The 25,693-nt window shown below is 72.2% G+C and carries 23 protein-coding genes; 7 read left to right on the top strand and 16 right to left on the bottom strand.

What is annotated here, in order from left to right; translation table 11 throughout:
* Positions 1-111 precede the first annotated feature (111 nt).
* Positions 112-1,122, top strand: coding sequence for a mechanosensitive ion channel family protein (locus tag C6W10_RS18970; protein WP_234361326.1), 1,011 nt, complete (start codon positions 112-114; stop codon positions 1,120-1,122).
* A gap of 238 nt (positions 1,123-1,360) precedes the next feature.
* Here the strand turns inward: C6W10_RS18970 and C6W10_RS18975 are convergent, their stop codons facing one another.
* From C6W10_RS18975 to C6W10_RS19005, 7 genes are read right to left on the bottom strand one after another with little or no spacing between them, the layout of a single operon-like run.
* Positions 1,361-2,080 (bottom strand): SDR family oxidoreductase, encoded by a 720-nt coding sequence (locus C6W10_RS18975; RefSeq protein WP_107259227.1) that lies wholly within the window; start codon positions 2,078-2,080, stop codon positions 1,361-1,363.
* Between the two features lie 11 nt (positions 2,081-2,091).
* Positions 2,092-2,907: a helix-turn-helix domain-containing protein gene (locus tag C6W10_RS18980; RefSeq protein ID WP_107259228.1), complete on the bottom strand. Its 816-nt coding sequence runs from the start codon at positions 2,905-2,907 to the stop codon at positions 2,092-2,094.
* A gap of 9 nt (positions 2,908-2,916) precedes the next feature.
* On the bottom strand, positions 2,917-3,717 hold the full coding sequence (locus tag C6W10_RS18985; protein WP_107259229.1) for an ABC transporter ATP-binding protein: 801 nt from the start codon (positions 3,715-3,717) through the stop codon (positions 2,917-2,919).
* Positions 3,714-4,772, bottom strand: a complete 1,059-nt coding sequence (locus tag C6W10_RS18990; RefSeq protein WP_234361327.1) for an ABC transporter ATP-binding protein — start codon at positions 4,770-4,772, stop codon at positions 3,714-3,716. Before C6W10_RS18990 ends, C6W10_RS18985 begins: the two co-directional genes overlap by 4 nt.
* Positions 4,769-5,653 carry an ABC transporter permease gene (locus tag C6W10_RS18995; RefSeq protein ID WP_107259230.1) on the bottom strand — a complete coding sequence of 295 codons (885 nt, stop codon included), beginning with the start codon at positions 5,651-5,653 and terminating at the stop codon, positions 4,769-4,771. Before C6W10_RS18995 ends, C6W10_RS18990 begins: the two co-directional genes overlap by 4 nt.
* Entirely contained in the window at positions 5,646-6,686 is a 1,041-nt protein-coding gene (locus C6W10_RS19000) for an ABC transporter permease (RefSeq protein WP_234361328.1), read from the bottom strand. Before C6W10_RS19000 ends, C6W10_RS18995 begins: the two co-directional genes overlap by 8 nt.
* Positions 6,656-8,257: an ABC transporter substrate-binding protein gene (locus C6W10_RS19005; protein WP_234361329.1), complete on the bottom strand. Its 1,602-nt coding sequence runs from the start codon at positions 8,255-8,257 to the stop codon at positions 6,656-6,658. The genes C6W10_RS19000 and C6W10_RS19005 overlap by 31 nt, the downstream gene beginning before the upstream one ends.
* Before the next feature lie 247 nt (positions 8,258-8,504).
* Here C6W10_RS19005 and C6W10_RS19010 point away from each other — a divergent pair, with 247 nt between their 5' ends.
* Entirely contained in the window at positions 8,505-9,581 is a 1,077-nt protein-coding gene (locus C6W10_RS19010) for a nucleoside hydrolase (RefSeq protein WP_199853682.1), read from the top strand.
* Positions 9,582-9,643: 62 nt separating this feature from the next.
* Here the strand turns inward: C6W10_RS19010 and C6W10_RS19015 are convergent, their stop codons facing one another.
* The 3 genes from C6W10_RS19015 to C6W10_RS19025 are packed head-to-tail and all read right to left on the bottom strand — an operon-like array spanning position 9,644 to position 12,154.
* On the bottom strand, positions 9,644-10,138 hold the full coding sequence (locus C6W10_RS19015; RefSeq protein WP_159104645.1) for a DinB family protein: 495 nt from the start codon (positions 10,136-10,138) through the stop codon (positions 9,644-9,646).
* 46 nt (positions 10,139-10,184) lie between these two features.
* Positions 10,185-11,744 carry a DUF4419 domain-containing protein gene (locus tag C6W10_RS19020; RefSeq protein ID WP_159104646.1) on the bottom strand — a complete coding sequence of 520 codons (1,560 nt, stop codon included), beginning with the start codon at positions 11,742-11,744 and terminating at the stop codon, positions 10,185-10,187.
* Between the two features lie 32 nt (positions 11,745-11,776).
* Positions 11,777-12,154 carry a nuclear transport factor 2 family protein gene (locus C6W10_RS19025; RefSeq protein WP_107259233.1) on the bottom strand — a complete coding sequence of 126 codons (378 nt, stop codon included), beginning with the start codon at positions 12,152-12,154 and terminating at the stop codon, positions 11,777-11,779.
* Between the two features lie 452 nt (positions 12,155-12,606).
* On the opposite strand from C6W10_RS19025, the gene C6W10_RS19030 reads away from it, so the two are divergent.
* Positions 12,607-13,641 (top strand): HIRAN domain-containing protein, encoded by a 1,035-nt coding sequence (locus C6W10_RS19030; RefSeq protein ID WP_107259234.1) that lies wholly within the window; start codon positions 12,607-12,609, stop codon positions 13,639-13,641.
* A 47-nt stretch (positions 13,642-13,688) separates the two neighbouring features.
* Here C6W10_RS19030 and C6W10_RS19035 read toward each other — a convergent pair whose 3' ends face one another.
* The gene (locus C6W10_RS19035; protein WP_107259235.1) at positions 13,689-14,411 is read right to left on the bottom strand and encodes an MBL fold metallo-hydrolase; all 723 of its coding nucleotides are present in this window, start codon (positions 14,409-14,411) and stop codon (positions 13,689-13,691) included.
* A 189-nt stretch (positions 14,412-14,600) separates the two neighbouring features.
* Here C6W10_RS19035 and C6W10_RS19040 point away from each other — a divergent pair, with 189 nt between their 5' ends.
* Entirely contained in the window at positions 14,601-15,710 is a 1,110-nt protein-coding gene (locus tag C6W10_RS19040) for a cellulose binding domain-containing protein (protein ID WP_107259236.1), read from the top strand.
* A gap of 150 nt (positions 15,711-15,860) precedes the next feature.
* On the opposite strand, the gene C6W10_RS19045 is transcribed toward C6W10_RS19040, so the two are convergent.
* Both C6W10_RS19045 and C6W10_RS19050 read right to left on the bottom strand, forming a co-directional pair.
* Positions 15,861-16,232 (bottom strand): signal peptidase I, encoded by a 372-nt coding sequence (locus C6W10_RS19045; RefSeq protein WP_107259237.1) that lies wholly within the window; start codon positions 16,230-16,232, stop codon positions 15,861-15,863.
* A gap of 93 nt (positions 16,233-16,325) precedes the next feature.
* Positions 16,326-17,783: a hypothetical protein gene (locus tag C6W10_RS19050; RefSeq protein ID WP_199853213.1), complete on the bottom strand. Its 1,458-nt coding sequence runs from the start codon at positions 17,781-17,783 to the stop codon at positions 16,326-16,328.
* A gap of 396 nt (positions 17,784-18,179) precedes the next feature.
* Here C6W10_RS19050 and C6W10_RS19055 point away from each other — a divergent pair, with 396 nt between their 5' ends.
* Positions 18,180-19,133: a DUF3500 domain-containing protein gene (locus C6W10_RS19055; protein WP_107259239.1), complete on the top strand. Its 954-nt coding sequence runs from the start codon at positions 18,180-18,182 to the stop codon at positions 19,131-19,133.
* Between the two features lie 40 nt (positions 19,134-19,173).
* Here the strand turns inward: C6W10_RS19055 and C6W10_RS19060 are convergent, their stop codons facing one another.
* The 3 genes from C6W10_RS19060 to secA2 form a co-directional block, all read right to left on the bottom strand.
* Positions 19,174-19,680, bottom strand: a complete 507-nt coding sequence (locus C6W10_RS19060; protein ID WP_107259240.1) for a DUF2231 domain-containing protein — start codon at positions 19,678-19,680, stop codon at positions 19,174-19,176.
* 99 nt (positions 19,681-19,779) lie between these two features.
* Entirely contained in the window at positions 19,780-20,517 is a 738-nt protein-coding gene (locus tag C6W10_RS19065) for a GAF and ANTAR domain-containing protein (protein WP_107264089.1), read from the bottom strand.
* 246 nt (positions 20,518-20,763) lie between these two features.
* Positions 20,764-23,058 (bottom strand): accessory Sec system translocase SecA2, encoded by a 2,295-nt coding sequence (secA2, locus tag C6W10_RS19070; RefSeq protein ID WP_107259241.1) that lies wholly within the window; start codon positions 23,056-23,058, stop codon positions 20,764-20,766.
* Positions 23,059-23,319: 261 nt separating this feature from the next.
* On the opposite strand from secA2, the gene C6W10_RS19075 reads away from it, so the two are divergent.
* Both C6W10_RS19075 and C6W10_RS19080 read left to right on the top strand, forming a co-directional pair.
* Positions 23,320-24,327, top strand: a complete 1,008-nt coding sequence (locus C6W10_RS19075) for a glucosyl-3-phosphoglycerate synthase (RefSeq protein ID WP_107264090.1) — start codon at positions 23,320-23,322, stop codon at positions 24,325-24,327.
* A 49-nt stretch (positions 24,328-24,376) separates the two neighbouring features.
* The gene (locus C6W10_RS19080; RefSeq protein WP_107259242.1) at positions 24,377-25,570 is read left to right on the top strand and encodes a glycosyltransferase; all 1,194 of its coding nucleotides are present in this window, start codon (positions 24,377-24,379) and stop codon (positions 25,568-25,570) included.
* Positions 25,571-25,693: the final 123 nt, after the last annotated feature.

Consider the following 25,693-nt stretch of genomic DNA (forward strand, 5'->3'; position numbering starts at 1 on the left):
ACCGTTGGCGATACGCGCCTCGTCCCCGGCCGCTCGCTGTCAAGCTGACGCGGTACCACGCAGTGAGGAGCCGCGAAGGATGGGGACCAGAACCGCAGTGGATGAGATCTCTTGCGTCCAGCGCTGATCGTGCTGACCGCAGTCGGCGCGGCCGTGTTGGTGGACCTGTTGACCGGCGTGCTGGTCCGCCGGTTCGCCCGTGGCCGCTACCAGTGGCTGCTGACCCCCCTACGCCAGGCATGTCGCCGCCCGACCACGGTGGTACTGCTGCTCGCGGCGCTGTACTTCGCCCTGCCAGTGGATGGCAACGAGTGGGTCCGCGTGTTCCGCCATGCCATCCTGCTGCTATCGATCGCTAGCGCCGGGTGGCTGGTGGTCAAGGCGCTGCACGTTGCCGAGGGCGTCGCGTTCAGCCGGCTGCCGCACGAGACGGTCGCCGACCGCAGAGTCCGCCGCGCCCGTACTCAGATCCGTCCGGTACGCCGGCTGACCTCGGCTGTCGTCATAGTGGTGGCGTTCGGACTGATCCTGGTCACCTTCCGGCCCGTACGCACGTTCGGGCTCACCATCCTGACCTCGGCCGGCGTGATCGGCGCCGTGATCGGCCTGTCCGCCCGGACCGCGCTCGGCAACGCCTTCGCCGGCATCCAGGTCGCCTTCGCGGACAGTCTCCACGTCGATGACGTGCTGGTGATAGACGGCGAATGGGGCCGAGTCGAGGAGGTGAAGCTGACCAACGTCGTGATCCGGCTCTGGGACGACCGGATGCTCGTCCTGCCCACCACCTACTTCACCGAACACACCTTCCAGAACTGGACGCGGCACGAGACCCGGGTGGTCGGCGAGATCCGCATCCACCTGGATCACACCGCCGACCTGGACGACCTCCGGGAGGAGACCAGACGGCTCGTCGAATCGTCGCCGCTGTGGGACCGGCACCAGTGGGTCTTGCAGATGGTCGACGCCACCCCGCAGACCGTGGTCATCCAGGTCCAAGCCTCCGCCGCAGACGGGCCGAGCGCCTGGGATCTCCGCTGCGACCTGCGCGAGGGACTGATCCATTACGTGCGGAACACCCATCCGCAATGGCTGCCCCGCACCCGTGGCGAGTACCACCCCTGAGACCCGTCCAGCCGTGGCGCGCAAGGCGGCGATGGGCAGCAACCCGTACGAAGGTGGCCGGCGAAGTGGCCTCGAGGACGAACCGGACCGGGGTGGTCAGGTACAGGCTGAGCAGGGACGCCACCGGACGGTGGACAGATCGGAGGGATACCGAGGTTTGCGGGGGCGTCAACGCGAACGAGGAGTTCGCGATCATCAGCCGCACACCGAGTCCGACGTGCTCTTCTCAAACACTCACTCAGAGGAGCAGACCGCCGGTCGCCCGGATGTTCTGGCCGGTGATCCACCCGGCGTCGGGTCCGGCGAGGAAGGCGACGACGGCGGCGACGTCCGCCGGCTGCCCGATCCGGCCCAGTGCGGTGAGCGTCGCGGTACTGGCCAGCGCCTCGGCGGGGTTCGACGCCCGGAGCAGGTCGGTGTCGGTGGCGCCCGGCGAGACCGTGTTGACGGTGATGCCCCGGGGGCCGAGTTCCCGGGCGGCCACCGCCGTGAACTGTTCGAGGGCGGCCTTGCTGGCGCAGTAGAGGGCGAGCCCGGGTGCCGGCAGCACGGTGTTCAGGGTGGAGATGTTGACGATCCGGCCGCCGTCCCGCAGCAGCGTGGCCGCCTCGCGCATCGCCAGCAGCGGAAACTTCGCGTTGACCGTCATCACCCGGTCGAACTCCTCGCCGCTGAGCTGGGCGATCGGCGTCGGCGGGCCGATCGCGGCGTTGTTGACCAGGATGTCCAAGCCGTCGCGGACCGGTGCGAACATCGGCCCGAGGCTGGCCAGGTCCGCCTGGTCGGCACGGACGGCACGCACATCGTCGTACCCGGAGACGAGTTCGTCGGCCGCCGCCCGGTCGTTCCGGTAGGTGAAGACCACCCGCGCGCCGGCCTCGGCGAGCCGTTGCACGATGGCCCGGCCGATTCCCCGGGAACCGCCGGTGACCAGTGCCGTCCTGCCGTCGAGTCTCATGGGTCGAGACGCTATCGACGGCCAGGTGCGTGGTCTTGAAGAAATGCGCACAGCTCGGTCGGGGTGAGGCCGGAGAGCGCCCGCACCTCGCGGGTGAAGTGCGGCTGGTCGGCGTACCCCGTCTCGACAGCCGTGTCCGCCAGGTCAGCACCGTGCAGGAGAAGCCGGATCGCGTGCTGGAACCGGGCGGTGCGGGCGACGGTTGCCGGGGTCAGGCCGATCTGACGGCGGAAGCCGAGTTCGAGGCGACGACGGCTGACTCCGAGCCGGTCGGCGAGCACGCCGATCCGGAGCCGCTCGGGACTCTGCGACAGCCGCCACCAGGCGGCGCTGACCAGCGCGTCCGCCGACCCGGCCGGTGCACCGGCCAGCCACCCGGTGAGTACCCGATCGAGGAGGGCGAACCGCCTCGGCCAGTCCGGCGCCCCGCGCAGCCGCTCGGCCAGCCCGGCGGCGCGCGGGCCGACCAGCTCCGACAGCGGGGCGGTGACCTCGGTCAGCTCCGGCATCGGTACGCCGAGCAGCGCGGCCACCCCGGCAGGGGTCAACCCGACGCTCACCCCGTACGCCCAGTCGGTGCGCCCGGCCAGCGTCGCCGTACTGCGCGCCCCGGTGACCAGCGCGTCCGGGTCCGCGAAGTCGACCAGCAGGATGGCGTAGCTCAACGGCAGGAGCCGGTGCGGGATCCTGCTCCGCGACCCGGCCCGGAATCCGGCGTAGCCGAGCACGTGGTGGCGCAGCCGTGGGTGCGGGAGCCGGACGATCGTCTCGCACGCCACGGCCTGCGCTTCCGCCGGTATCGAATGGAGCTGCGTCAGCCGGGCCATCAGCCACCATCATGACCGGCCGGGCACACCACCTTCGACACGCCGGTCGACACCGCTCGACGTCCCCGCCCCGCTCGACGTCCCCGCCCCGTCGGCTTCCGGCGCCGCCGCCGCTGGTAGCTCGACGACCCGGTCCGCCCAGCGGCTCATCAGCGCCGGATCGTGCGTGACGAGCAGGACCCCGGCCCGGTGCTCCTGCTGGTAGTCCCTGACCACGGCGGCGACGTGTGCCTGGGTGGAGGCGTCCAGCATGGCGGTGGCCTCGTCGCAGAGCAGGTAGTCGGGGCGATGGACGAGGGCACGGGCGAGGCAGGCGCGTTGGAGCTGCCCGTCGCTGACCGCGTGCGGGCGCCGGCCGAGCAGGTCGGGGGTGAGTCCGACGAGGTCGGCGAGTTCGGCGACCCGGCGGCGGATCTCGTCGGCCGGGTGCCGGGTGGCGCGGAGCGGCTCGGCGATCAGGTCCGTCAGGCTCAGCCGTGGGTCGGCGGCGGCGCGGGGACTCTGGAAGAGGACCGCGATCCGGGTACGGACGGCCACCGGCACCGCGTACCGGATGGCGGTGACCGGCGTACCGTCGACCGTCACCCGGCCACCGTCCGGCCGGTGCAGCAGGGCGAGGACCCGGACCAGGGTGGACTTGCCGCCACCGGACGGCCCCCGCAGGCCGACCGTCTCGCCCCGGTCGACCCGCAGGCTGACCCGGTCGAGCACCACCTGTCGCCGGTAGCCGGCGGTGACCTCGTGCGCGGCGAGCTGCCCGGAAGCCGGTACGGGTACGGATGCGGGTGCGGGTGCGGGCACGGCGGTCACGACGGAACTCCGGCGGAGAGCGGGTGGTGGCAGGCGACCGCTCCCGCGTCGTACGCCGCCAACGGCGGTTGCCGCCGGCAGGCGTCGGTGGCGTACGGGCAGCGGGCGGCGAAGGCGCAGCCCTCCGGCAGCGCGGTGAGCATCGGCGGGTGCCCCGGTACGGCCCGGAAGGCGCGGCCCGGCAGCGCGTCGAGCAGGGCGGCGGCGTACGGGTGAACGGGTGCGGTGAAGTACCGCCCGGCGGGTTGGTGCTCGACGACCCGGCTGGCGTACATCACGGCGACGGTGTCGGCGACCCGTTCGGCGGCGGCGAGGTCGTGGGTGATCAACACGACCGACTTTCCGCTGTCGCACCTGCGGCGGAGCAGGTCGAGGGTCTGCTCGACCAAGGGCTGGTCCAGCCCGCTGGTGGGTTCGTCGGCGATCAGCAGGGTCGGGTCCGGGGCGAGGGCGAGCGCGGTGACGAGCCGCTGTGCCATCCCGCCGGAGAGTTCGTGCGGATAGCGGTCCAGGTCGGCGACGTCGAGACCGACCTCGGTGGCGGCGCGTTCCGCCCCGGCGACGGCTTCGGCGCGGCTGTGCCGGTGTGCCCGCAGGGTCTCCTCGATCAGGCGACGGCCGGTACGCACCGGGTTGAGCGCGGTGGCCGGGCTCTGCGGTACCAGACCGACCCGCCGGCCCCGGACCGAGCCGGCGAGTACCCGTTCACCGCAGGTGATCAGGTCGAGCTGCCCGCCGCCCGGCTGGTGCAGCCGGGCGGAGCCGGTGACGGTGGCGTTGCGGGGCAGCAGCCCGAGCAGGGCGTGCGCGAGGACCGACTTGCCGCAGCCGGACTCGCCGACGACGGCCAGCAGCTCCCCCGGGTGAACGGTGAGGGCGAGGTCGCTGACGGCGTGCACGGTCGCATCCCGGAGCCGGAACCGGACGGTGAGCCCGTCGACGGTGAGCACCGGCTCAGCGGCACCGGCGCGCACCGGACCGCCGGCACCGGCACCGGCACTGGCAGCGGCGGTGGCGATGGTGCTGGTGCTGGTACCGGATGGGGTGCTCTTCACAGCTGTAGCTCCGCTCGGACGCGGGGATCGAGCCGGTCCCGCCAGCGGGCGGCGACCACGGCGATGGCCAGGGTGACCACGACGATGACCACTCCCGGGGCGAGGCTGGCCCACCAGGCGCCGGCCAGCAGCGACCCCTGGCCGTCGTTGATCATGTTGCCGAGCGAGGCGAGGTGCGGCGGCAGGCCGAGCCCGAGGAAGGAGAGCGCGGTCTCGTGCCAGACGGCGTGCGGGATCATCAGCGTGATGGCCAGGGCCAGCCGGGGCAGCACGTGCGGCAGCAGGTGCCGGGTCAGCACCCGGAGCCGGCTCGCGCCCCCGGTGATCGCCGCGTCGACGAAGGGCCGGGTCCGCAGGCTCAGCAGCTCCGACCGGACGATCCGGGCGGTGGAGAGCCAGTGGGTGAGCCCGATCGAGGCGATCACCGCGCCGAGGCTGGGGCGGAGCATCGCGACGATGAAGATGCCGAGCAGCAGGTGCGGCAGGGCGGCGACGGTGTCGACGATCCGCATCAGTACCCGGTCGACCCGGCCGCCGACGGTGCCGGCGATCCCGCCGACGATGCCGCCGATCACGGTGGCGACCAGCGCGGCGACCGCGCCGACGAGCAGCGAGACCCGCAGCCCGTAGAGGGCCCGGTGCGCGACGTCCCGGCCGAGGTCGTCGGTGCCGGCGGGATGGTCCCAGGACGGGGCCAGCCGGATCCGGTCCAGGGCGACCGCGCTCTGGTCGAGCGGCCAGAGCAGCGGCGCGACCAGGCAGGCGACGACCGCCACCGACAGCACCGCGCCGGCCACGACCGCACCGGCCTGGCCGGGACGCAGCCGGAAGCGTGGCCGCCAGCCGGCGGACCCGACACGGGTACGGGTCAGTTCAGTCATCGAGGCGCACCCGGGGATCGGCGGCGGCGTAGCCGAGGTCGGTGGCGAGGTTGGCGGTCAGCACCACGGCGGTGGTCAGCAGGGTGATCGCGGCGAGCAGCGGAAAGTCGCTGCCCAGTGCGGCCTGCACGGTGACCGCGCCGAGTCCGGGCAGCGAGAAGACGGTCTCGACCAGCACCGCACCGCCGACGAGTTCGGGCAGGTGGGTGCCGACCAGGGTGAGGAACGGCAGCAGCGCGGTACGCAGCGCGTGCCCGAACAGCACCGTGCGGCCGGGCAGCCCCCGGGCCCGGGCGGCGAGGACGTGGTCGTCGCGGAGGCTGTCGGCGACCGCGTCCCGGACAAAGAGCACGAACCACGGGGCCTGGGAGATCGCGAGGACCCCGATCGGCAGCATGAGGTGGTGGGCGACGTCGCCCCACGAGGTGCCGGTCGCGGTGACGTCGGTCAACCCGCCGGCCGGCAGCCAACCCAGGGCGAGGGCGAAGAGCGCGATGGCGGCCAGCCCGAGCCAGAAGACCGGCATCGACTGGACCGCGAACGCCGCCGCCCGCAGGCCACGGTCGAAGAGCCCACCCCGGCGGTACGCGGCCAGCGACCCGAGCAGCAGGCTCGCCACGAGTACGACGGCGAGCGCGGCACCGACCAGCAACAGCGTCCAGCCGGCCCGGGCCGCGATGACCGAGCCGACCGCCTCGTGTCGACTCGTCGACCAGCCGAGGTCGCCGCGGAGCAGGTTGCCGACCCAGCGCAGGTACTGCACCGGCAGCGGGTCGTCGACACCCCAGTTGGCCCGGATCTGCGCCAGGTTCTCCTCGCTGGTGGTGAACGCCGCCGCTCCGGCGTACTGCTTCGCCGGGTCGACCGGGGAGGCCGCGCCGAGGGCGAACATGCCCATGCTGGTGGCGACGAGCACCGGTACGGCGACCAGCAGCCGACGGCGTACCACCGCGCCCGCCCCGGCGAGCCGGCCCCGGCGCCTGACCGCCGTTGCCGGTCGGGTCACCGGCGGGTCCAGGTGTTGATGTTCCACCAGAGGCTGTTCGCCACGTCGTGCTCGTGCGCCTCGACCCGGGGCGACACCCCGTCGATCGAGTCCCGCAGCACGTAGGTGTGCTTCAGGTAGGTGAGGTAGACCCACGGCACGTCGGCGGCGAGCTGCTTCTGGAACGTCGAGTACGCCTGCTTGCGCCGGGCCGGGTCGGACTGGTCGCGGCCCTGCTGCAACGCCTGGTCGACCACTGTCGACTTGTAATGTCCGGGGTTGAAGTAGCCCTGCCCGGCGAAGCGGGACCCGAACAGCTTGTAGGAGACGAAGTCCGGGTCGTACGGGGTGCCGTAACCCATGATCAGCGCGTCGGAGTTGAGCCGTGGGTCGATCGCGTCCCAGGTCAGGCCCGCAGGCGTGATCTCGATGCCGACCTTCCTGGCGTCGGCGGTCACCGCCAGCGCCAGTTCCTTGCGGAGGCTGTCGCTGGCCGGGTACATCAGGGTGAACCGGGCCGGGCGGCCGTCCCTGGCCCGGATGCCGCCCGCACCGGGCGTCCAGCCGGCGGCGTCGAGCAGCGCGGTGGCGGCGGCCGGGTCGGCGGTCGGCTTGCCGACGACGGCCGGTTCGGCAAACTCCGACGTGGGCGGGACCGGTCCGTAGGCCGGTTCGCCGGCCCCGCCGAGTACCCCGGTGACCATCGCGGCCCGGTCGACGGCGAGGTTGAGCGCCCGCCGGATCGCCGGGTCGGCGGTGACCGGGTTGCCCATCGGCAGCATCACTCCCCGGTAGTCGGCGGTCGGCACCCGCTCGACCCGGTAGCCGGCGCCGCCGTCGAAGCCGGCCGCGAGCTTCGGGGCCAGTTCGGCGACGTCGAACTCGCCGGCCCGCATCCGCTGGGCCCGGATGTTGTCGTCGGCGACGAACGCCACCACCAGGCGCCGGTTCGTCGGCTTCCCGGCGAAGTAGCGGTCGTTGGCGGTGAGGACCAGCCGGTCGCCGGGGGTCCAGGACTCCACCTGGTACGGCCCGGTGCCGACCGGCTTGCGGTTGAACCCGGCCTTGTTGACGTCCTGCCCGTCCAGTGCCTTGGCCGGCACGATGCCGAGGGTGAGCCGTTGCAGGAACGGCGCGTACGCGTATTTGAGCCGGAACACCACGGTGGCCGGGTCCGGGGCCTCGACCGAGGCCAGCATCTCCAGGTCGGATCGGAGCGTCGAGTCGACCTTCGGGTCCAGCACGGTCCGGTAGGTGAAGACGACGTCGGCGGCGGTGAGCGCCGTACCGTCGTGGAAGAGCACCCCGTCGCGGAGCTTGGCCGTCACGGTCCGGCCGTCCGTGGAGACCGTCGGCAGTTCGGTGGCGAGGCCCGGCACCAGCCGGTTCTGCGCGTCCCGGGCGACCAGGCCGTCGAAGATCAGCGATGCTCCGTCGACACCGTAGTTGAGCACCGGGTTCAGCGTGTCCGGCTCGCCGCCGGTGGCGACCACGAAGGTGTCACCGGCGGCCGTGGACGCCCCGGGTGCCGTCGATGACGAGCAGGACGCGACGGCGAGCAGGCCACCGGCGGCGGCCACCGCCACGAGTCGGCGGACGGTCGGACGGATCCGGATCACGGAGGTCTCCCACGGCGGTCGGACATGGACGCGGGGGTGACCGGCTCACCGGCACCCTCGGCTGATCACGGTGGCAGAGTTGCAAAAGTTTGGCAACAACGCGCATCGCGCATTAAGCTATTGATCTTGTGTCGGCAACCGGCCGGAGACTCGACCGTTCACCTGCGGCCCGAGGTCGGCACGGCACCCGGCGCCGTCGATCACCGTCTATCTTCGAGTCAGTGGTCGAAACGGGGAGGTGTCGACAGTGCGGGTGCTACCGCGTCGGACCGTGGCGGCGATGCTGGCCGCCGGGGTCGTACTCGCCGGGCAGTGGGCCGGGCCAGCCTCCGCCGCGCCGTCCGGGTCCGGGCGGCCGGCCGGCGGGCCGGTGCCGGTCGTCTACGACAGCGACATGGACTTCGACGACGCGTCGACGCTCGCGCTGCTCTGCGAGGAGCACAAGCTCGGCCGGATCGACCTGCGGGCGGTCACCGTGGCCAACAACGGCTTCGGCGCACCAGGCCGGGCGCTGACCCACGCGCGGAGCGTACTGGAGCAGTGCGGCCTGCCCCGGGTACCCGTCGCCGACGGTGCCACCGGAGCCGGGGTGAACCCCGCCCCGCCGGAGCTGGTCGACACCATCGAGACGGTACTCACCGGCGCGCTCGACGACGCCGACCATCCGGTGCCGCCGTCACCGCTCGGCGCCGCCCAGCTCATCGGACGAGCCGCCCGGACGGCACCCCGGGACGTCGTCCTGCTCGCCACCGGCCCGATGACCAACCTCGCCGACGCACTCGCCTCCCCCGGGGTGCGCGACCGGGTGGCCCGGATCTACGTGATGGGCGGCGCGCTGGCCGTGCCCGGCAACCTGTACGGCTCGGCGCTGCCCGGATTCGACAACTCGCAGGAATTCAACATGTGGATGGATCCGCCCTCGGCGCGGCGGATGCTGCTCCGGGCCCGGCCCGGCACCGTACACGTGGTGCCGCTCGACGCCACCCGGTTCGTGCCGATCACCCCCGACTTCGTCGCCCGGCTCGGCGCCGAGCAGACCGCACCGGGGGCGCGGATCGCGTACCGGATCGCCAGCCAGCCCGACCTGGCGGCCCTGATCGACCTCGGCATCATGTACTGGTGGGACGCGCTCGCCGCCGTCTGGCTGGTGCACGACGACATCGTCACCGCCCGGCGTACGGTGCCGATCTCGGTCGTGCAGGCCGGCGAGCAGTCCGGGCGTACGGTCGTCGACCGGTACGGCGCCCGGGTCCGGGCCGCCTTCGAGGCGGACCGGGCCGCGTTCGAGGAACGCTTCCTCGACTCGCTCAACGGTCGCCGCTGACCCGCCGACCGCAGCGACGACCGGCCCGCCCCGATCCGGCCCGGGCCGAAGCTGGCGACGGGCTACCCGGCGCCGCGACCGATGTCGAGCAGGTGGTGCTCCCCCTCGTGCACGCTGTGCCGGCCCAGCCACAACAGCGTCCGGACCTGCCGCTGCGGCCACGGATAGCTGCCGGTCCTGGCGAGTTCCGCCGGGCCGAGCCGACCGAAGGCGGTCGCCAGTTCCCCGGCCGCCGCGTCGAGTTCGCCGAGCACCACCACCGGATCCTGCTCGTTGTAGGCGTCCGCGACCGCCCGCTCGTCCCGGCCCATCGGGGTGAACTCCGGTTCGTCGACGGCCAGCGCCAGGGCGAGCCGCTCCCCCTGGACCCGGAAGACGTCCCGCACGTGGCAGGCGTACTCCAGCGGCGACCACACCCGTTCGGCCGGGCGCCGCCGCGGGTCCCGGGCCGCGCGCAGCCCGGTGGAATACCGTGACCCGAATCCGCGGAGCCGGTCGGGCAGCGCCTCGGCCGGGACGGAGGAATAGTCGAACCCGCACTCGTCGCAACGCTCCACGACCGCCAAGGGTACGACCGGAAGGTTCGGCGGACCCGGTCCACCCTCAGGCCACGCCCGGATCGCGTCCGTCCACCGGCGGGTGCTGCTGGGCTGCCGCCTCGGCCAGGGCGTCGAGTCGACCGGTCTCGAGGTGCCTGATGTCGCCGCCGGAGTCGAGCGCGGCGTCGAGCAGCAGGGCCAGCGAGCTGCCGTACACCGGCACCTCGGCGAGCCGGTCCACCAGGCGCAGCGGTACGGGTGAGCCCGGCCGGTCGGCCGCACCCCGCTCGACGCGGCAGACCACCCAGTGTGTCGTCTGGGCCGTGAAGTCGGCGGCGGCGCAGAGGCTCCGGCCGTCGGCGAGTTCGCCGATCACCGCGATCCCCAGGTCGCCGACGCCGTCGAAGATCCAGTCCTGTTCGGCGGCCGGCAGCAGCCGCCACCCACCGTCGAAGAGGGTCGCCGAACCGATCCGTCGATAGAGCGCGACGAGATCGGCGTCGGTGTGCGTGTGCATGGGGTGATCGGGCTGCGGCGGCGTGGTCTGGTGGTCGCGGACGATCCGGTCGAGCACGTCGTCGATCGCGACGCTCGCCCGCCCCAGATACCAGCCGGCGACCGGGCGCAGCGCACCCCCGTCGTCCTGTGCCACGGCCGCCAGGCCGCCGTGCAGGGCCAGCACCCGGTTGTCGCCGCCGACCCGGTCGTTGACGTTGATGACCACCCGGGACAGGGTGCCCGGCACCCGGTCGGTCCGGATGCCGGGACCGTGATAGAAACCGTGCGCGACGGTGATGTCGCGAGGCTCGCCGATCGGCAGCTCCAGCAGCGGGTTCGGCTCGTCGGCGACGGCGTTCCCGCTGAGGTACGGATACAGCCGCGCCACCCAACCGGTGACCACCTCACCGCCGTACGCGTCGACGGGGCTGTAGATGCGCTGCCAGAAGGCGGTGTCGACGTCGCCGGAGGCGGCCCGGACGAACTGGTCGAGGATCGGTGCGAGCGAGCGGTGCCAGGTCGTGAGCCCCAGATCCGCGAGGGCGTCCACCCGGTCCCGGATCCGCCGCCAGTCCTCGACCGTGCCGGTCAGGCTGATCGACGGGATCCCGCAGATGAAGACCATCCAGATCGCGAAGTACGGCGAGTACGCGTCGAGCATGACGATCCGCCCGGCGACCCGCTCGACCTCGGTACTGGTGGAGAAGTCGCACTCGAAGAGGTCCGCCCCGGTGCTCTCGGCCCGGAGCAGCTTGCCGAACAGCTCCACCATGTCCCGCCAGGCCTCCGCGTTCTCCGGCATCGTGCCGTCGACGACGACCTCCAGCCGCTTGCGCCCGGAGTGGCGTACCAGTCGGGGCCGCAACTCCTCCGCGTGCAGCCGGACGTGCTGGGCGACGCCCTGCGCGATGGTCAGCCACACCGCGTCCGGTGAGAGCACCAGCGGACGGTGGTCGGCGAACGCCCGCGCCACGGCACCGAGCAGCGGATGAACGCCGTCCGGCACCAGCACCGGCAGCGTCGGGTCTCCGCCGACGACGATCGCGTCGCCGAACAGCTCCCCGAGCGGCCGGGTGGGCAGCGGCTCGGCGGCGGGGGTGACGTCGTCGACCGGAAAGATCACCATCGGGTGACCCTGGCGCCGCGCACCGGAGGTGGTCATACGGCGCTGACGTGTGCCGCCAGCAGTCGCCAGCCGCCACCGTCGACATGGATCCAGGTGCGCGTGTACCGCACCCGTGCCGTGAACGGCGTGCCGGCCATCGTCCCGGCCAGGGTGCCGAGAAACCAGGTGACCCCGGTGTCGCCGCTGACCAGGACGGTCAACTCTTCCTCGCGGACCTCGGTCAGGACCTGCTCCCCGGTGCGGTGCACCCGCAGGTCGTCCTGCTTGCCGTAGTGGTTGCCGTCCGGGCCGGTGAAGACGAGTCGTTCGTCGAGCAGTCGGTCCAGCTCGGCGACGTCCGAGGCGAGCTGGGCCGCCTGGAGCCGCCGCTCGGCCTCGCGCAGCGCCGCCACCCTGACGTCATCGGACATTCGGCCACCCCTCCTGCATCCCGCCGACCGCAGCGCGGGTTCGACCCAGCTTCGGCCAAGTCCGCCTACGAGGCAACGGTTTGCGCTGTCAGCGGAGCCCGGCCGCCCGCGTCTCGACGATGTCGAGGGCCCCGGCCCGTCCGGCTTCGGGCCGGGCACCGGTGCTCGCGCGATCCAAGTTCCAACCGGCCGTGATGCTCGGCCGCCTGTTGACCCCGCCGCCCAAGAGCACTCGCTGATCCCGTGTGACGGGCGGCGGTAGGTGCCGCTCCGGCGAGGAATGCGTTCCTACCCGGCCCTGTCACCCGACTCCCGGCTCGTGCCTGTGACGGCACCCTCGCACCCAGGGACGGCATTCCATCACACTCGGCTGACGATGGCTGCCCACTCGATGCGCACCCGTGCCCATCCGGGTCTCCGTCAAGGCTTCAGCTCTTCGTTACGGTTCAGCGATGTCAATCCCTTTCGACCTCTGGGGTCAGCGCGGCTGGGCCAGTACCGAAGTAGCCGGCGAGAGCCATTACACCAAAGCGATTCGTGGGATGTTCGGTAGGGACTTCAAGCCAACGGGTACTGAGATCAACGTGCCGGTTCAGCTGATTCCAGAGCCGAAGAACCGGCATGACCGCAACGCGGTGGGGGTCTGGTCTGGCAGGAACCAAATCGGGTACCTGCCCCGCGTGGAGGCAGCACGATACGTGTCGGTTCTGTCGGCACTGACGGCGGAAGGCTGGCTGCCGCAAGTCTCCGCCCGCGTGTGGGGATCCGAGTGGTCGGACTTCGATGACCGACGGTCGTCGTTCCAGGGCTCGGTACGACTGGACCTTGCGGAACCACACATGCTCGTACCGGCCAACATGCCGCCGAACGGCGAGCACCGCGTGCTGCCGCTCGGAGGTGCAATCCAGGTGACCGGCGAAGAAAAACACCTGGACGCGCTCGCCCCGCTACTGCGCCCGGAGGGCGAATGCTGGGTATTCGTGACCCTGCACGAGCTGATGGAGCAGCTGGCTCGTAGCTCACGTCCGGTCGTCGAGGTCCGGATCGACGAGAGGCGGGTCGGGCAGCTCACTCCCAAGATGAGTGGGGAATTGTTACCGGCGATCAGGCACCTCGCTGCGGTGGGCACCACGACAGCCGCCCGGGCGATCGTCAAAGGCAACAGGATCAAGGCGGAAGTGGTGCTGTACGTCGTACGAGCCCACGAGCTACCGGAGACCTGGCTGGGCACTACCGCCGCGTCGCCAGCCGGTACGCCGAAATCGCCGGCCACGATCGACCACGTGTCGCCAGTACCTGATCTGGTAGCGGTTGTCCTCCAGGCCCACGGTGTGATTCCACCGCGACCGACGGGAATCGAATTTGCCGTACCACCGAGTTGGCCACCGGCGCCGAAAGGTTGGACTCCTCCACCGGGTTGGTGCCCTGATCCCAGTTGGCCACCGGCGCCTGCCGGGTGGCAGTGGTGGGTGCCGGTCTGGGACTGACGACGGACGATGCAACAGGCGCCGCAGCAGGGTACGTCGGCCTCAAGTCACACCCGCCGCCACTCGTCGGAGGTCGGTTCCCAGACCGCGCCGTCGTGCGCGAAGAGCACCCGGGCCGGGTCGAGGTCCATCAGCCGGGGCAGCCACCCCGGCACCGGCGGCAGCGGTTCCGCCACCCCGTCCCGGGCCGCCCGCAGGGCGAGCTGGGCCGAGCCGAACTGGAAGGCGAAGTCGTGCGCCTGCCCGGCGAGGACGAGGGTGCCGTCCGGTTGGCGTACCACCAGCGACTGGTGCCCGACGGTGTGCCCCGGGGTGGGCAGGATCCACACCCCCGGCCAGATCTCGGCCTCGCCGTCCAGCTCCTCGTAGCGGGCACCCGGGAAATCGACCAGTTCGGGGATGGTGTGACCGGGCTGTCGGGCCACGGCCAGCTCGGCCCGCTGCACCACGATCCGCCGGCCGGCCAGGGCCGGGTTGCCACCACAGTGGTCGAAGTGCAGGTGGCAGTTGACCACCAGCGCGATCTCGTCGAGGCCGATCCCGGCGGCGGCCAGGGCCGCCAGCACCGACCGGCGGACCGGCCGGTAGCGCGCCTCCGTCTCCGGGTCGAGCTCGCCGATGCCGGTGTCGAAGAGCAGCAACCCCTCCGGGCGCCGGACCAGGTAGCCGTACGCCGGCTCGACCCGGGGGTGCGGCTCGCCCGCCTCCGCCGCCGACCGGACGAAGTAGCCGAGGTCGAGCCGGCGTACCGCCGCGTCGTGCTCTGTCACCGGTCCATCCTCGCGCCCGGCGACAGGCTGACGGAGACCCGTTCACCGTCGGCGTAACGGCCGGCAGGCAGACGACACGGACCGTAGGCGGACGGTACCGGTTGAGTTCTGATCCAGTTACCTGTTTGAATATCTCGGGCGCACAGGGCCGGGCACGTTCCACCCCTAACACCGTGACAGGAGACAACCATGCTCCGCAGGCCCCTGCTCAGCATCGTGCTCGCCGCGCTCGCCGTCGCGCTCGGCACGGTCGTCGTCGCCAGACCCGCGCTACCGGCGGAGGCACCGGCACCCGTGCGCATCATGCCGCTCGGCGACTCGATCACCGGCTCCCCGGGCTGTTGGCGCTCCATCCTCTGGAACCGGTTGCAGAACACCGGGTACACCGATATCGACTTCGTCGGCACGCTCGGCCCGCAGGGCTGCGGACAGCCGTACGACGGGGAGAACGAGGGGCACGGCGGCGCCCTGGTGACCACCGTGGCCGACCAGAACCAGTTGCCGCCGTGGCTCGCCGCCACCCGCCCGGACGTCGTACTGATGCACTTCGGCACCAACGACGTCTGGAGCAACCGGGCCACCTCGACCATCCTCGCCGCGTACGGGAAGCTGGTGGACCAGATGCGGGCCAGCAACCCGGCGATGAAGATCCTGGTCGCGAAGATCATCCCGATGGCGCCGAGCACCTGCGCCGAGTGTGGCCAGCGGGTGGTGGCGCTCAACGACGCCATTCCGGGCTGGGCGGCGTCGAAGAGCACCGCCGGATCGCCGATCGTGGTGGTCGACCAGTGGACCGGCTTCAGCACGGGCAGCGACACCTACGACGGGGTGCACCCCAACGCCGCCGGGGACCAGAAGATGTCCGACCGGTGGTATCCGGCGCTGGCGGCGGTGCTGGACGGCGTCACGCCCACCCCGCCGCCGACCCGTACCCCGACCCCACCGCCGACCCGGACACCGACGCCGACGCCGACCGCCACCACCGCACCACCGGCCGGCGGCTGTACGGCGACCTACCGCAGCATCGGGCAGTGGCAGGGCGGCTTCCAGGGTGAGGTGACGGTTGCCAACAACGGCACCACGGCGGGCCGGTCCTGGACGGCCGAGCTGGCCTTCGGCGCCGGTCAACAGGTCAGTCAGGCCTGGAACGCCACCGTGTCGCAGAGCGGCGGCACCGTGACCGCCCGGAACGTCGGCTGGAACGGCTCGCTCGCGCCCGGCGGTACGGCCACGTTCGGCTTCGTCGGCAGTTGGACCGGCAGCAATCCGGCCCCGGCGGTCAGCTGCACACTCGGCTGACCGGCACCGAGGACGTCCCCGTGCCCAGGAACCGGCCCCGCATGCCCCCGTCGCGGCGGTCGGTCCCCCGGGCACGGGGACCCGGTACCGTTTCCCGGACCCGCCGGCCGCCTCCGCCGCCGCCGGGTACGGCCGACCCGTGCGGCCGATTCAGCTCGCGGCGACCTTGTAGCCGGCCACCGACGGCCAGCGGACCGTGAGCACCACCGCCGGTTCCGGAGCCAGCCAGGAGTGGTCCACCCCGGGTCCCCAGACGACGTAGTCACCCGGTCTGGTCAGCACGACGGTACGGTCCCGCAGCTCGACGTGGAACCGGCCGGAGACCAGCACCAGCAGGGCGGTACGCCGCTCCCCGGTCACCCACTCGGCCCGGGTGTCACCGGCCGGGTGCACCCCCCACTTGACCTCCACCTCGGCGCTGTGCCGCACGTCAACGCCGGGCGGCATGAAGTGGCCGAGCAGCCAGCCGCCGTTCTCCGCGCCGTCGATCTCCGCCTGGCCGACGTAGATGCCGTCCCGCACCGGCCCTCCCCTCCCACAGGTCGGGCAAGTTATCACGGGAACGGCCCGGCCCCCGCTCGCGGGGACCGGGCCGCCCGGTGCGTACGGCCGTGGCTACCAGTTGCTGCCCAGGTAGCTGGGCTGGGTCTGCACGTTCAGCTCCTTGAACCGGGTCAGGTGCGCCGTCCAGATCCGCCAGTCCCGCAGCTCCAGGACGTCCAGGCCCTTCTGGATGTCGTTGGAGTAGATGTGGCCGTTGTACCAGTACGCCGACCACGATCCGCCGGTGATCCGGCGCTCCGTCGAGAGTGGACCCCGCTCCCAGTAGGCGATCTCGACCGGGCGGGCCGAGTCGGTGAAGTCGAAGACCGAGATGCCGCCCTGGTACCACGCCTGGACCATGATGTCCCGGCCGAGCACGGGGATCAGCGACCCGTTGTGCGCGACGCAGTTCTCCAGGGTGGTGTTCAGCCGCGGGATCTTGTAGTAGCTCCGGAAGACCAGGTTGCGGCCGTCGCCCCGACCGGCGATGTCGTAGATGGCGTTGGCGCCCCGGGTCGGCTCGACGGTCTCGACGCAGGTCGCGGCGCCGCCGCCGCCGAGTTCGTCGGTGAAGACGACCTTGGTGCCGGAGTTGTTGAACGTCGCCGAGTGCCAGAACGAGAAGTTCACCGTGTCGCGTACCCGGTTGATCACCCGGGGCGCCTCGCGGTTGGCGATGTTCAGCAGGATGCCGTCACCCATGCAGGCGCCGGCGGCCAGGTCCTTGCTCGGGTAGACGGTGATGTCGTGGCAGCCGCTCGTGGTCGAGCTGCCGTTGCCACCGGGGTTGCCGCCGTCCGGGAAGAGGTTCGGCACCGCCACCACCGCAGCCTGGGTCGGCTTCTTCAGCGGTACCTTGACGATCGAGATCGAGTCGTGCGGCGTCGCGCAGCCGGCGTAGGTGTCCGACGGTCCGTACGAGGCCACGTAGAGGTAGACCGACTTCTTGTCCTTGCTCGGCACCAGGGTGTGGGTGTGCGAGCCGCAGGCGGTCTTCACCGACTTGACGTAGCGCGGGTTGCGCTTGTCCTTGATGTCGAAGACCTTGATGCCCTCCCAGACCGTCTCGGTGCGCGGCACGCTCGTGCTGTCGCACGAGTCGTCACTGCGCGGGTCGTCGGTGGAGAGGAAGAGCAGGTCGCCGTAGACCGAGATGTCGTTCTGCGAGCCCGAGCACTCCACCTGGGAGACGATGGTGGGCCGGGCGGGGTTCTTGACGTCGTAGATGACGAAGCCCTCGTAGTTGCCGGCGAAGACGTACCGGCCCTGGAAGGCGAGGTCCGAGTCGAGGGCGGCCTCGGTGGCGAAGCTGCCCTGCTTGGGGACGTTGGCTATCTGGCGGAGGTTCGGGCTGCTGGAGATCTCGTCCACGCCCGGCGGAGCGGCGACGTCCGTTGTGGTCCGGTCCGTCGCGGCCATCGGTTGGGCATTGCCTGCCGGAGCGACGGCAACGGTCACCACCAGGAAGGAGAGAGCGGCGAGCCCGACGATCCGGAGTCGCCGCGGCCCTTGTGGGGAGAGTCTGAACATCTGGCGGCACCCTTCGAAAGGGGTTAACGATTGACCAGACCTTACCTGGAGATGGTGGACGTCGATGTGATCCCAGTCACATTATTGACGATCAAGGAACTTCTTCCGATCATCCTCCGACCAGGCACGCTCCACAAGGCATCAACCGGTTCCGCCGGAAACCCGGGCAGGCCGGCGGCGACCGTCCGACCCGGACAGACACAGGTGGGCCGGGTGAGCAGACCGGACGCGACCGCACACCGGCAGGTACCGCCCGGCGCCAGCCGACCTCGTCGCCGAACGCACGCCGACCGCACGGCCCACCGGAGGCCCGACCGCACGGCCCGCCAGAGGGCCCGACCGCACGGCCGAGAGCCTGGTCGTCAGGAGTGCCGGCACAGCCGGTATACAGGGGGAATGCGCAACACCAACCTGGCCGGGCAGATGCGGACGGCGGCCACCGCACTGCTGGACGCGCTACCGGGTCCGGCCCGGGCGCTGGCCACCCGTCCGTTCGGCGACGAGGCCGGCCGGCGCTGGATCGAGTACCGGCCGCTGCCCCGACCGGGCGCCTGCCTCGCCGACCTCGACCGGACCGGCCGCAAGGCGACCCACCGGCTGCTGGCCACCGCGCTGAGCCCGCACGCGTACGCGCAGGCGACCGCCGTGATGGCCCTGGAGGAGGTGCTCGACCGGCAGGAGGAGTGGCGGCGGGGCCGGCACAGCGACGACTACCGGATCGTGGTCTTCGGCGACCCGGCCCGGGAGGACCAGTGGTCCTGGCGGTTCGAGGGACACCACCTCTCGGTCACGATGACGGTGGCCGGTGACCGGGTCTCCCCCGCCCCGCTCTTCCTCGGCGCCAACCCGGCGACGGTGAGCTACGCCGGCCGCCCGGTCAGCCGACCCCTCGGGCCCGAGGAGGATCTCGCCCGCGCCCTGCTCGACGCGATCGGCCCGGACGGGCGCGGCGCGGCGATCGTCGCCGACCAGGCACCGGCCGACATCCGCAGTGGTACCCGGGCACGGTTCGACAGCCGGATCGAACCGGCCGGGCTCCGGGCCGGTGGACTCGGGCCGACCGGCCGGGCACTGCTCGACCAGCTCGTCGCGCTCTATCTCGACCGGCTCCCGCCCGAGCTGGCCCGCCAGGAGGCGGCCCGGGTCGCCCGGGGCGACCTCTACTTCGCCTGGGAGGGTCCGACCAGGCCGGGCGGGCGGCACTACTACCGGATCCAGGGCGAGGACCTGCTCATCGAGTACGACAACACCAGTGAGGACGGCAACCACGCGCACAGCGTGCTCCGCCGCCCACGCGGTGACTTCGGTGCCGACCTGCTCGCCGAGCACCGGGCGACCGCACACCCCTGACGACGCTGCCGAGTGCCGGCCGCTGCCGGGTGCCGGTCGGTCAGCCGCCGCGGCGTCGGCCGAAGCCCCCGGCGACCGAACTGGCCGGCGGGCCGAACCCGTCGAAGCTCGTCGGCTCGGTACGCCCCTGGTCGAACTGCCGCACCAGGCTGCCGCCGAGCCGTACCCCGACCGCGCCCACCAGCAGGCCGAGCAGCTCGACCGCGACCAGGCCGGCGTTCGCCCCGTGCTCCGGCACGCCGGACCTGATCAGGCAGGCGAAGACGAAGAGCACCGCCACGGCAGCGTTCACCAGGTTGAAGGTGATAGCAGTGCGCCGGGTCGGATCACCGGGCACGTCCCAGAGATCGATCATGCCGGCCGCCGTGGCGAGACCGCCCGCGACCAGCGCCGCCACCGCCGTCCAGTAGCCGACCAGCCCGAGGATCGCCGGGCCGCCGACCACGTCGGCCAGGTCGAAGACCGTGGCGCAGACGAACAGGCCGAACGGAAAGGTCACCAGCATCGGCTGGATCGGATGACCGTGCACCCGTAGGCGGCTCTGCATGGTGGCGCCTCCCGGCTCGCTCGTCGACCAGCCCTCAGCGTGCTACCCCCGGGCCACCCCGCCGAAACGACGCCGCATCGCGCGTACCACGGCGGAGGGTCAGTTGTCGCGACGACGGGCCACCGAGGTGACCAGCCGCTCGGCCACGTCCCGCAACGGAATGGCCAGCGCCGCCGAGGCGGACCGCAACACCCGTAGCGCCTCCGTGGCCGGACAGCCACGTTGGGTCATGATAACCCCGACCGCCTGGTCGATGACCTGACCGGCCGAGAGCGTGTCGTCGGCCGCGTCGGCCAGTTCGGTCTGCCGGGACCGGTCCCGTACGGCGCCGAGCAGCAATCCGACGTGTTCGGCGAGCAGCATCGCGGTGAGCTGTTGACTGGCGGTCAGCACGCCGGGCTCGCGGGCGTACAGGTTGATCGACCCGACCACGTGCTCGTCGACGTCGACCGGTACGGCGAGCACCCCGCGTACGCCGAGCGCCAGCGCCCGGCCGGTCCACGGCCGCCACCGGGTCTCGGTACGCAGGTCCGCCGACCAGACCATCTCCCGGGAGCGGATCGCCGTCATCGCCGGACCGTCCGAGCCGTGCCGGACGTCGTCGAGGTCACCGAGTCGGGGCTCCGAGGCCGCGACCGAGGCGGGCGCCCCGGCCCGCAACACGGTGACGCCGCACCAGCTCACCGCTGGGATGGCGTCCCGGACGGTACGTACCAGCCGGTCCAGCGCGGCGTCGAAGTCGTCGCTCGCGATCAGTCCGGCAGTCACTTCGCGGAGCAGGGCGGCGGTCTCCAGCACGCCCGGGGCTTCGGTCGACGGCTCCGTCGTCGTCCTCAGCCTCAGCACCGTTCCGGAACCCCCGCCACCACCGCGCCCCCCGCGGTACGTCCGGTTCGCACCGTCGCCTGTCTCATGGTCGCCTCTCCCCCGCCGTCACCGATCCCGCGCCGGTACGGACCTGCGCTACTACCCGAGCGCCGGGTGGACAAACCACCCGTTCCAGGAAGAGAACGATCCCACCCGCCCCGGGGTTGCCGTCAGGCTTCCGACGATCAACCCCGGGATCCGCGGGTGGGTGACGGGTCAGCGCGGGCTGGAGCTGAGCCGGCGACCGACGGCGGCGATCAGCCGGTCGAGTTCCGAGCCGAACGGGTTGTCGTGCACCAGATAGGTCCAGGTGGCGCTGGGTCGAGCCAGCTCACCCTCGCCCGGCTGCCAGTCGTCGTCGAACTCGTTCTCCTCGAAGGTCTCCACCGTACGGGTCTCGATCTCCGGTACGAGCGCGTTGAACGCCGGCACCGCCGAGCGGTGGAACTCGTCGAGCGGATCGAGCCGGCCGAGCGCCCGCAGGTGTACGCCCTCGCGCACCTCGGAGAGTTCGGCCAGGTGCTGCGCCCAGAGCCGGTCGAGGTGGTAGAGCGCGATCGACCGGCCGATCCGGGAGAGGAGTTCCTCGTCCATCTCCTTGGCCCGCTCCGGGAAGCGCTCGGTCAGCATCTGCGCCGCCACCTCGGTGGTGAGCAGTCGCTCCCGGCGCTCGGCCAGCGCCTTGCGCTGCTGCTCGATCACCACGCTGTAGCGCCAGGTGTTGCGGTGGATCTCGTGGTTGACGCCCTCGGCGATCCGCTGGGCGTGCTCGACGGCGAAGTCGACCTGCTCGTCGGTGACCAGACCGTCGGCGTTCATCCGCGGCGAGGGCGGGATCGCGTCCGGGGCGTGCCGGACGACGAGGTTGTCCTCGAGGCTGACGAAGAAGACCGAGCGGCCCGGGTCGCCCTGCCGGCCGGCCCGGCCCCGGAGCTGGTCGTCGACCCGCCGGCTGTCGTGCCGGCCGCTGCCGATCACGAAGAGGCCGCCGAGTTCGGCGACCCGGTCCCGGTCGGCCTGGTCGCTGCCGCCGAGCCGGATGTCGACACCCCGGCCGGCCATCTGGGTGGAGACGGTCACCGCGCCGTACTTGCCGGCCTCGGCGATGATCGCCGCCTCCTCGGCGTCGTTCTTGGCGTTCAGCACCGTGCACGGCACCCCGGCCTCGCGCAGCGCCTCGGCGAGCCGCTCCGACTCCTGCACGTCCAGGGTGCCGATCAGCACCGGGCGGCCGGTCTCGTGCTGCTCCTGGATCTCCTGGATCAGCGCCTCTTCCTTCTCACCCCGGGTGGCGTAGATCCGGTCCGGGTCGTCGATCCGGACGCAGGGGGTGTTCGGCGGGATCACCGCCACCTCCAGCGAGAAGAACTCCCGCAACTGGTCGCCGACCAGCACCGCCGTGGCGGTCATCCCGCAGACGGTCTTGTAGAGCGCGACGTACGCCTGCACGGTGATGGTGCCGAGCACCTCACCCTCGGCGGTGGCGTCGAGCCCCTCCTTCGCCTCGACGGCGGCCTGGAGCCCGTCCGGCCAGCGGCGGCGCTGGGCGACCCGGCCGCGCATCTCGTCGATCAGCTCGACCCCGTCGTTGCGGACGATGTAGTCGACGTCCCGGTGCAGCAGCGCGTGCGCGTGCAGCGCGACGTTGACCGCGGAGAGCTGCTCGACGTGCTCGTCGTCGTAGAGGTCGACGCCGCCGAGCCGGGACTCGACCTCGGCCAGCCCGGCGTCGGTGAAGGCGACGCTGCGGCCGTCGTCGGCGACCGTGTAGTGCCGCCCGGCCCGCAGCCCACGGACCACCGCCGCGGCCTGGTGCACCGGGTCCTGCTCGCCCGGCACCGCGCCGGCCAGCACCATCGGCACCCGGGCCTCGTCGATCAGGATGGAGTCGGCCTCGTCCACGATCGCGGTGGTCAGCGGCGGCTGCACCCGGTCGTCGATGTCGGTGACGAGCTGGTCGCGGAGGAAGTCGAAGCCGGCCTCGCTGACCGAGACGTAGGTGACGTCGCAGGCGTACGCCGCCTGACGGTCCTCCCGGGTGGACGCCTCGGTCACCCAGCCGACGCTCAGCCCGAGCAGCCGGTAGACCGGCTCCATCCACTCGGCGTCCCGGCGGGCCAGGTAGTCGTTGACGGTGAGCACGTGCACCGGCCCGTTGCCCCGCCGGACGTGCCCGTACGCGGCGATCGTCGCGGTCAGCGTCTTGCCCTCACCGGTGGCCATCTCGGCGACCTTGCCGGCCAGCAGCGACATGGCGCCGAGCAGCTGGACGTCGTACGGCCGCTGGTCGAGCCCGCGCCGGGCGGCCTCGCGGCCCACCGCGCAGATCTCGACGAAGTCCTCGGCCCTACCGGCGGCCTCGGTGAGTTCCTCGTCGCTGAGCTCGGTGAGGTCCTCCTCGCGCGCCTCGATCGTGGGCAGCAGCTTCTCCAGCGGCGCCAGATCAACTGTGGTGCCCGGACGCTGGAGGAAACGCCGGACCCTGGTCTTCAACCGTTGCGACACACCCATGACGGGCAACGGTACGCGAACTCTCCGGCAAAGTGCGGCCCGCCCGGCCGGTGCCGGGTCCGCTCTCCGCCGGGTCGGCGGCCGGATGTCCGTACCGCCCGGGTGTGCCCGGATGGGCGGATTGTGAGCGGCGTCCGGCGACCCGTCCCCGGGGTGCCGTCGGCCGGGTGCCGGGACGGTTGATCCGGGGCCGGCGGGGAAGGCTGGAGGGCTGCACCGGGGCCCGGCCGGGCGCCGGTCGAGGCAGTGGGGGAGGTCGCCGTGCGGCGCTCGCGTACACCCGTGTCACCGGCGCTGGAGGCGTGGTCCACCCACCGTACCGGGGTGGCCGACCAGTGGACGCCGCGACAGCTCGCATACCTGAAGGGGAGCCGCACGGTCAGTGTGGTGATCCCGGCCCGGGACGAGGAGGCCACCGTCGGCGCGATCGTGGCGGCGATCCGGGCCTGCCTGGTCGAGCAGATCGACCTCGTCGACGAGGTCGTGGTGGTCGACTCCCGGTCGAACGACCGGACCGCCGTCGTGGCGGCGGCGGCCGGGGCCCGGGTGGTCAGCCAGGACGAGATGACCCGGGGGCTGCCCCGGCTGGACGGCAAGGGGGACGCCCTCTGGGCCGGGCTGGCGGCGTCGACCGGGGACCTGGTCGCCTTCGTCGACGCCGACCTGCGGGAGTTCCAGCCGCACTTCGTCACCGGGCTGCTCGGCCCGCTGCTCACCGACCCGTCGGTCGCGTTCGTCAAGGGCTTCTACCACCGCCCGCTGGTCGGCACCAGCGGCGTCGAGGCGGAGGGCGGCGGCCGGGTGACCGAGCTGGTGGCCCGACCGCTGTTCAACCTCTTCTGGCCGGAACTGGCCGGCTTCGTCCAGCCGCTCGCCGGGGAGTACGCCGGCCGTCGGGACGTACTCGAACGGGTGCCCTTCGTCTCCGGTTACGGCGTCGAGACGGCGATGCTGATCGACCTGCTGGAGATGTGCGGCCTGGACGCCCTGGCCCAGGTCGACCTCGGCGAACGCCTGCACCGGCACCAGGACACCGAGGCGCTCGGCCGGATGTCCGGGCAGATCATGCACACCGTGTGGCAGCGGCTCTGCCGGCGGGGCCTGGTCGAGGAGAGCGCGCCGCCGGGGAACCTGCTGGTGCAGTTCCGCCGGGACGGCAGCAGCGCGCTGCCCAACCTCGATCGGGAGATCGTGATCAGCGACGTCTCGGTCCGGGAGCGCCCGCCGCTGGTGGAACTGCGGCCGTCGTCCCGGGGGGCGGCGGTGTGACCGGGTACGGCGGTGTGACCGGGTACGGCGGTGCGGCCGGGGAGGACGGATGGGCCTGACCGTGCTGATGAACGCCGGCCCGTGGCTCCCGGTGCCGCCACCCGGGTACGGCGGGATCGAGAACGTCGTCGCCACGCTGGTGCCGGAGCTGCGCCGGCTCGGCGTACGGGTGGTGCTCGCCTCGACCGCCGACGCCACGCTGCCGGTCGACGAACTGCTGTCGGTCTTTCCGGACGGCCAGTTCGGGGCGCTGCAACGGCCGTACAACCAGGTCTGCGGGATCTCGCACGCGCACCTGAACGGGGTGGTCCGGGCCCTGCGCGAGCGGGACGACATCGACCTGGTGCACGACCACGTGGAGGCGGTCGGGCTGGCCGTGCTGACCGCGATGGGTCCGGGGAGCGGGCCCGCGCTGCACACCCTGCACTGGGACCTCGGCAAGCATCCGGACCTCTACGGATATCTGGACGGCGGTGACCGGGTACGGGTGAACGGGGTTTCGGCGGCGCAGCTCGCCCGGGCTCCGCAGGCGCTGCGCGACCACGCGGTCGGGCACGTGCACCTGGCCACTCCGCTGGCGGTGGCGGCCGACCGACGGCCGCCGGTGGAGAAGTCCGACCACCTGGTGATCCTCGGCCGGATCACGCCGGGCAAGGGGCAGCACGTGGGGGCCCGGCTGGCCCACCAGGCCGGGTTCGACCTGGTGCTGGCCGGACCGGTCGGGCCGTACCTGCGTCCGGAGGAGCTGGCCGCCGCCGGGCCGGAGGCGGATCAGAATCCGGACGTACGGTACTGGCGGGAGCAGGTCGCCCCGCTGGTGGACGGCGACCGGGTGCGCTGGGTGGGGATGGTGGCCGGCGGCGCCCGGGACGAGCTGGTGGCGGCGGCCCGGGCCAGCCTCTTCCCGCTCTGCTGGGAGGAGCCCGGCGGGACGGCGGTGATCGAGTCGCTGGCCCTCGGCACCCCGGTGCTGGCGATCGGCCGGGGCTGCCTGCCGGAGCTGATCGAGCACGGCCGGACCGGACTGCTCGCCGAGGACGAGGAGGGCCTCGCCGACCTGGTGCGGGAGGTCGGCCGGCTGGACGAGCGGGACTGCCGCCGGGAGGCCAGCCGCAGGTTCACCCCGGCGACGATGGCGCAACGCTATGTCGAGCTGTACGACCGGGTACGTCGGTCGGCCACCCGACCGGTCGACCCGTACCCGGTTGATCCCTCGGTTGATCCGTCGCCGGTCCGCGCCTGACGGTCCGGCACCGCTGCGGCCCGACGCCCGACCCGGCCCGCCTTCGTCGGTTTTCACCCGTTAGAGGCAAAGCGAGGCGAAATGGTCGGCCTGCCGGGTTTTGCCGTCGGTTTACCGGGTAGC

This window comes from Plantactinospora sp. BB1 (assembly GCF_003030385.1).
Lineage (GTDB): Bacteria > Actinomycetota > Actinomycetes > Mycobacteriales > Micromonosporaceae > Plantactinospora.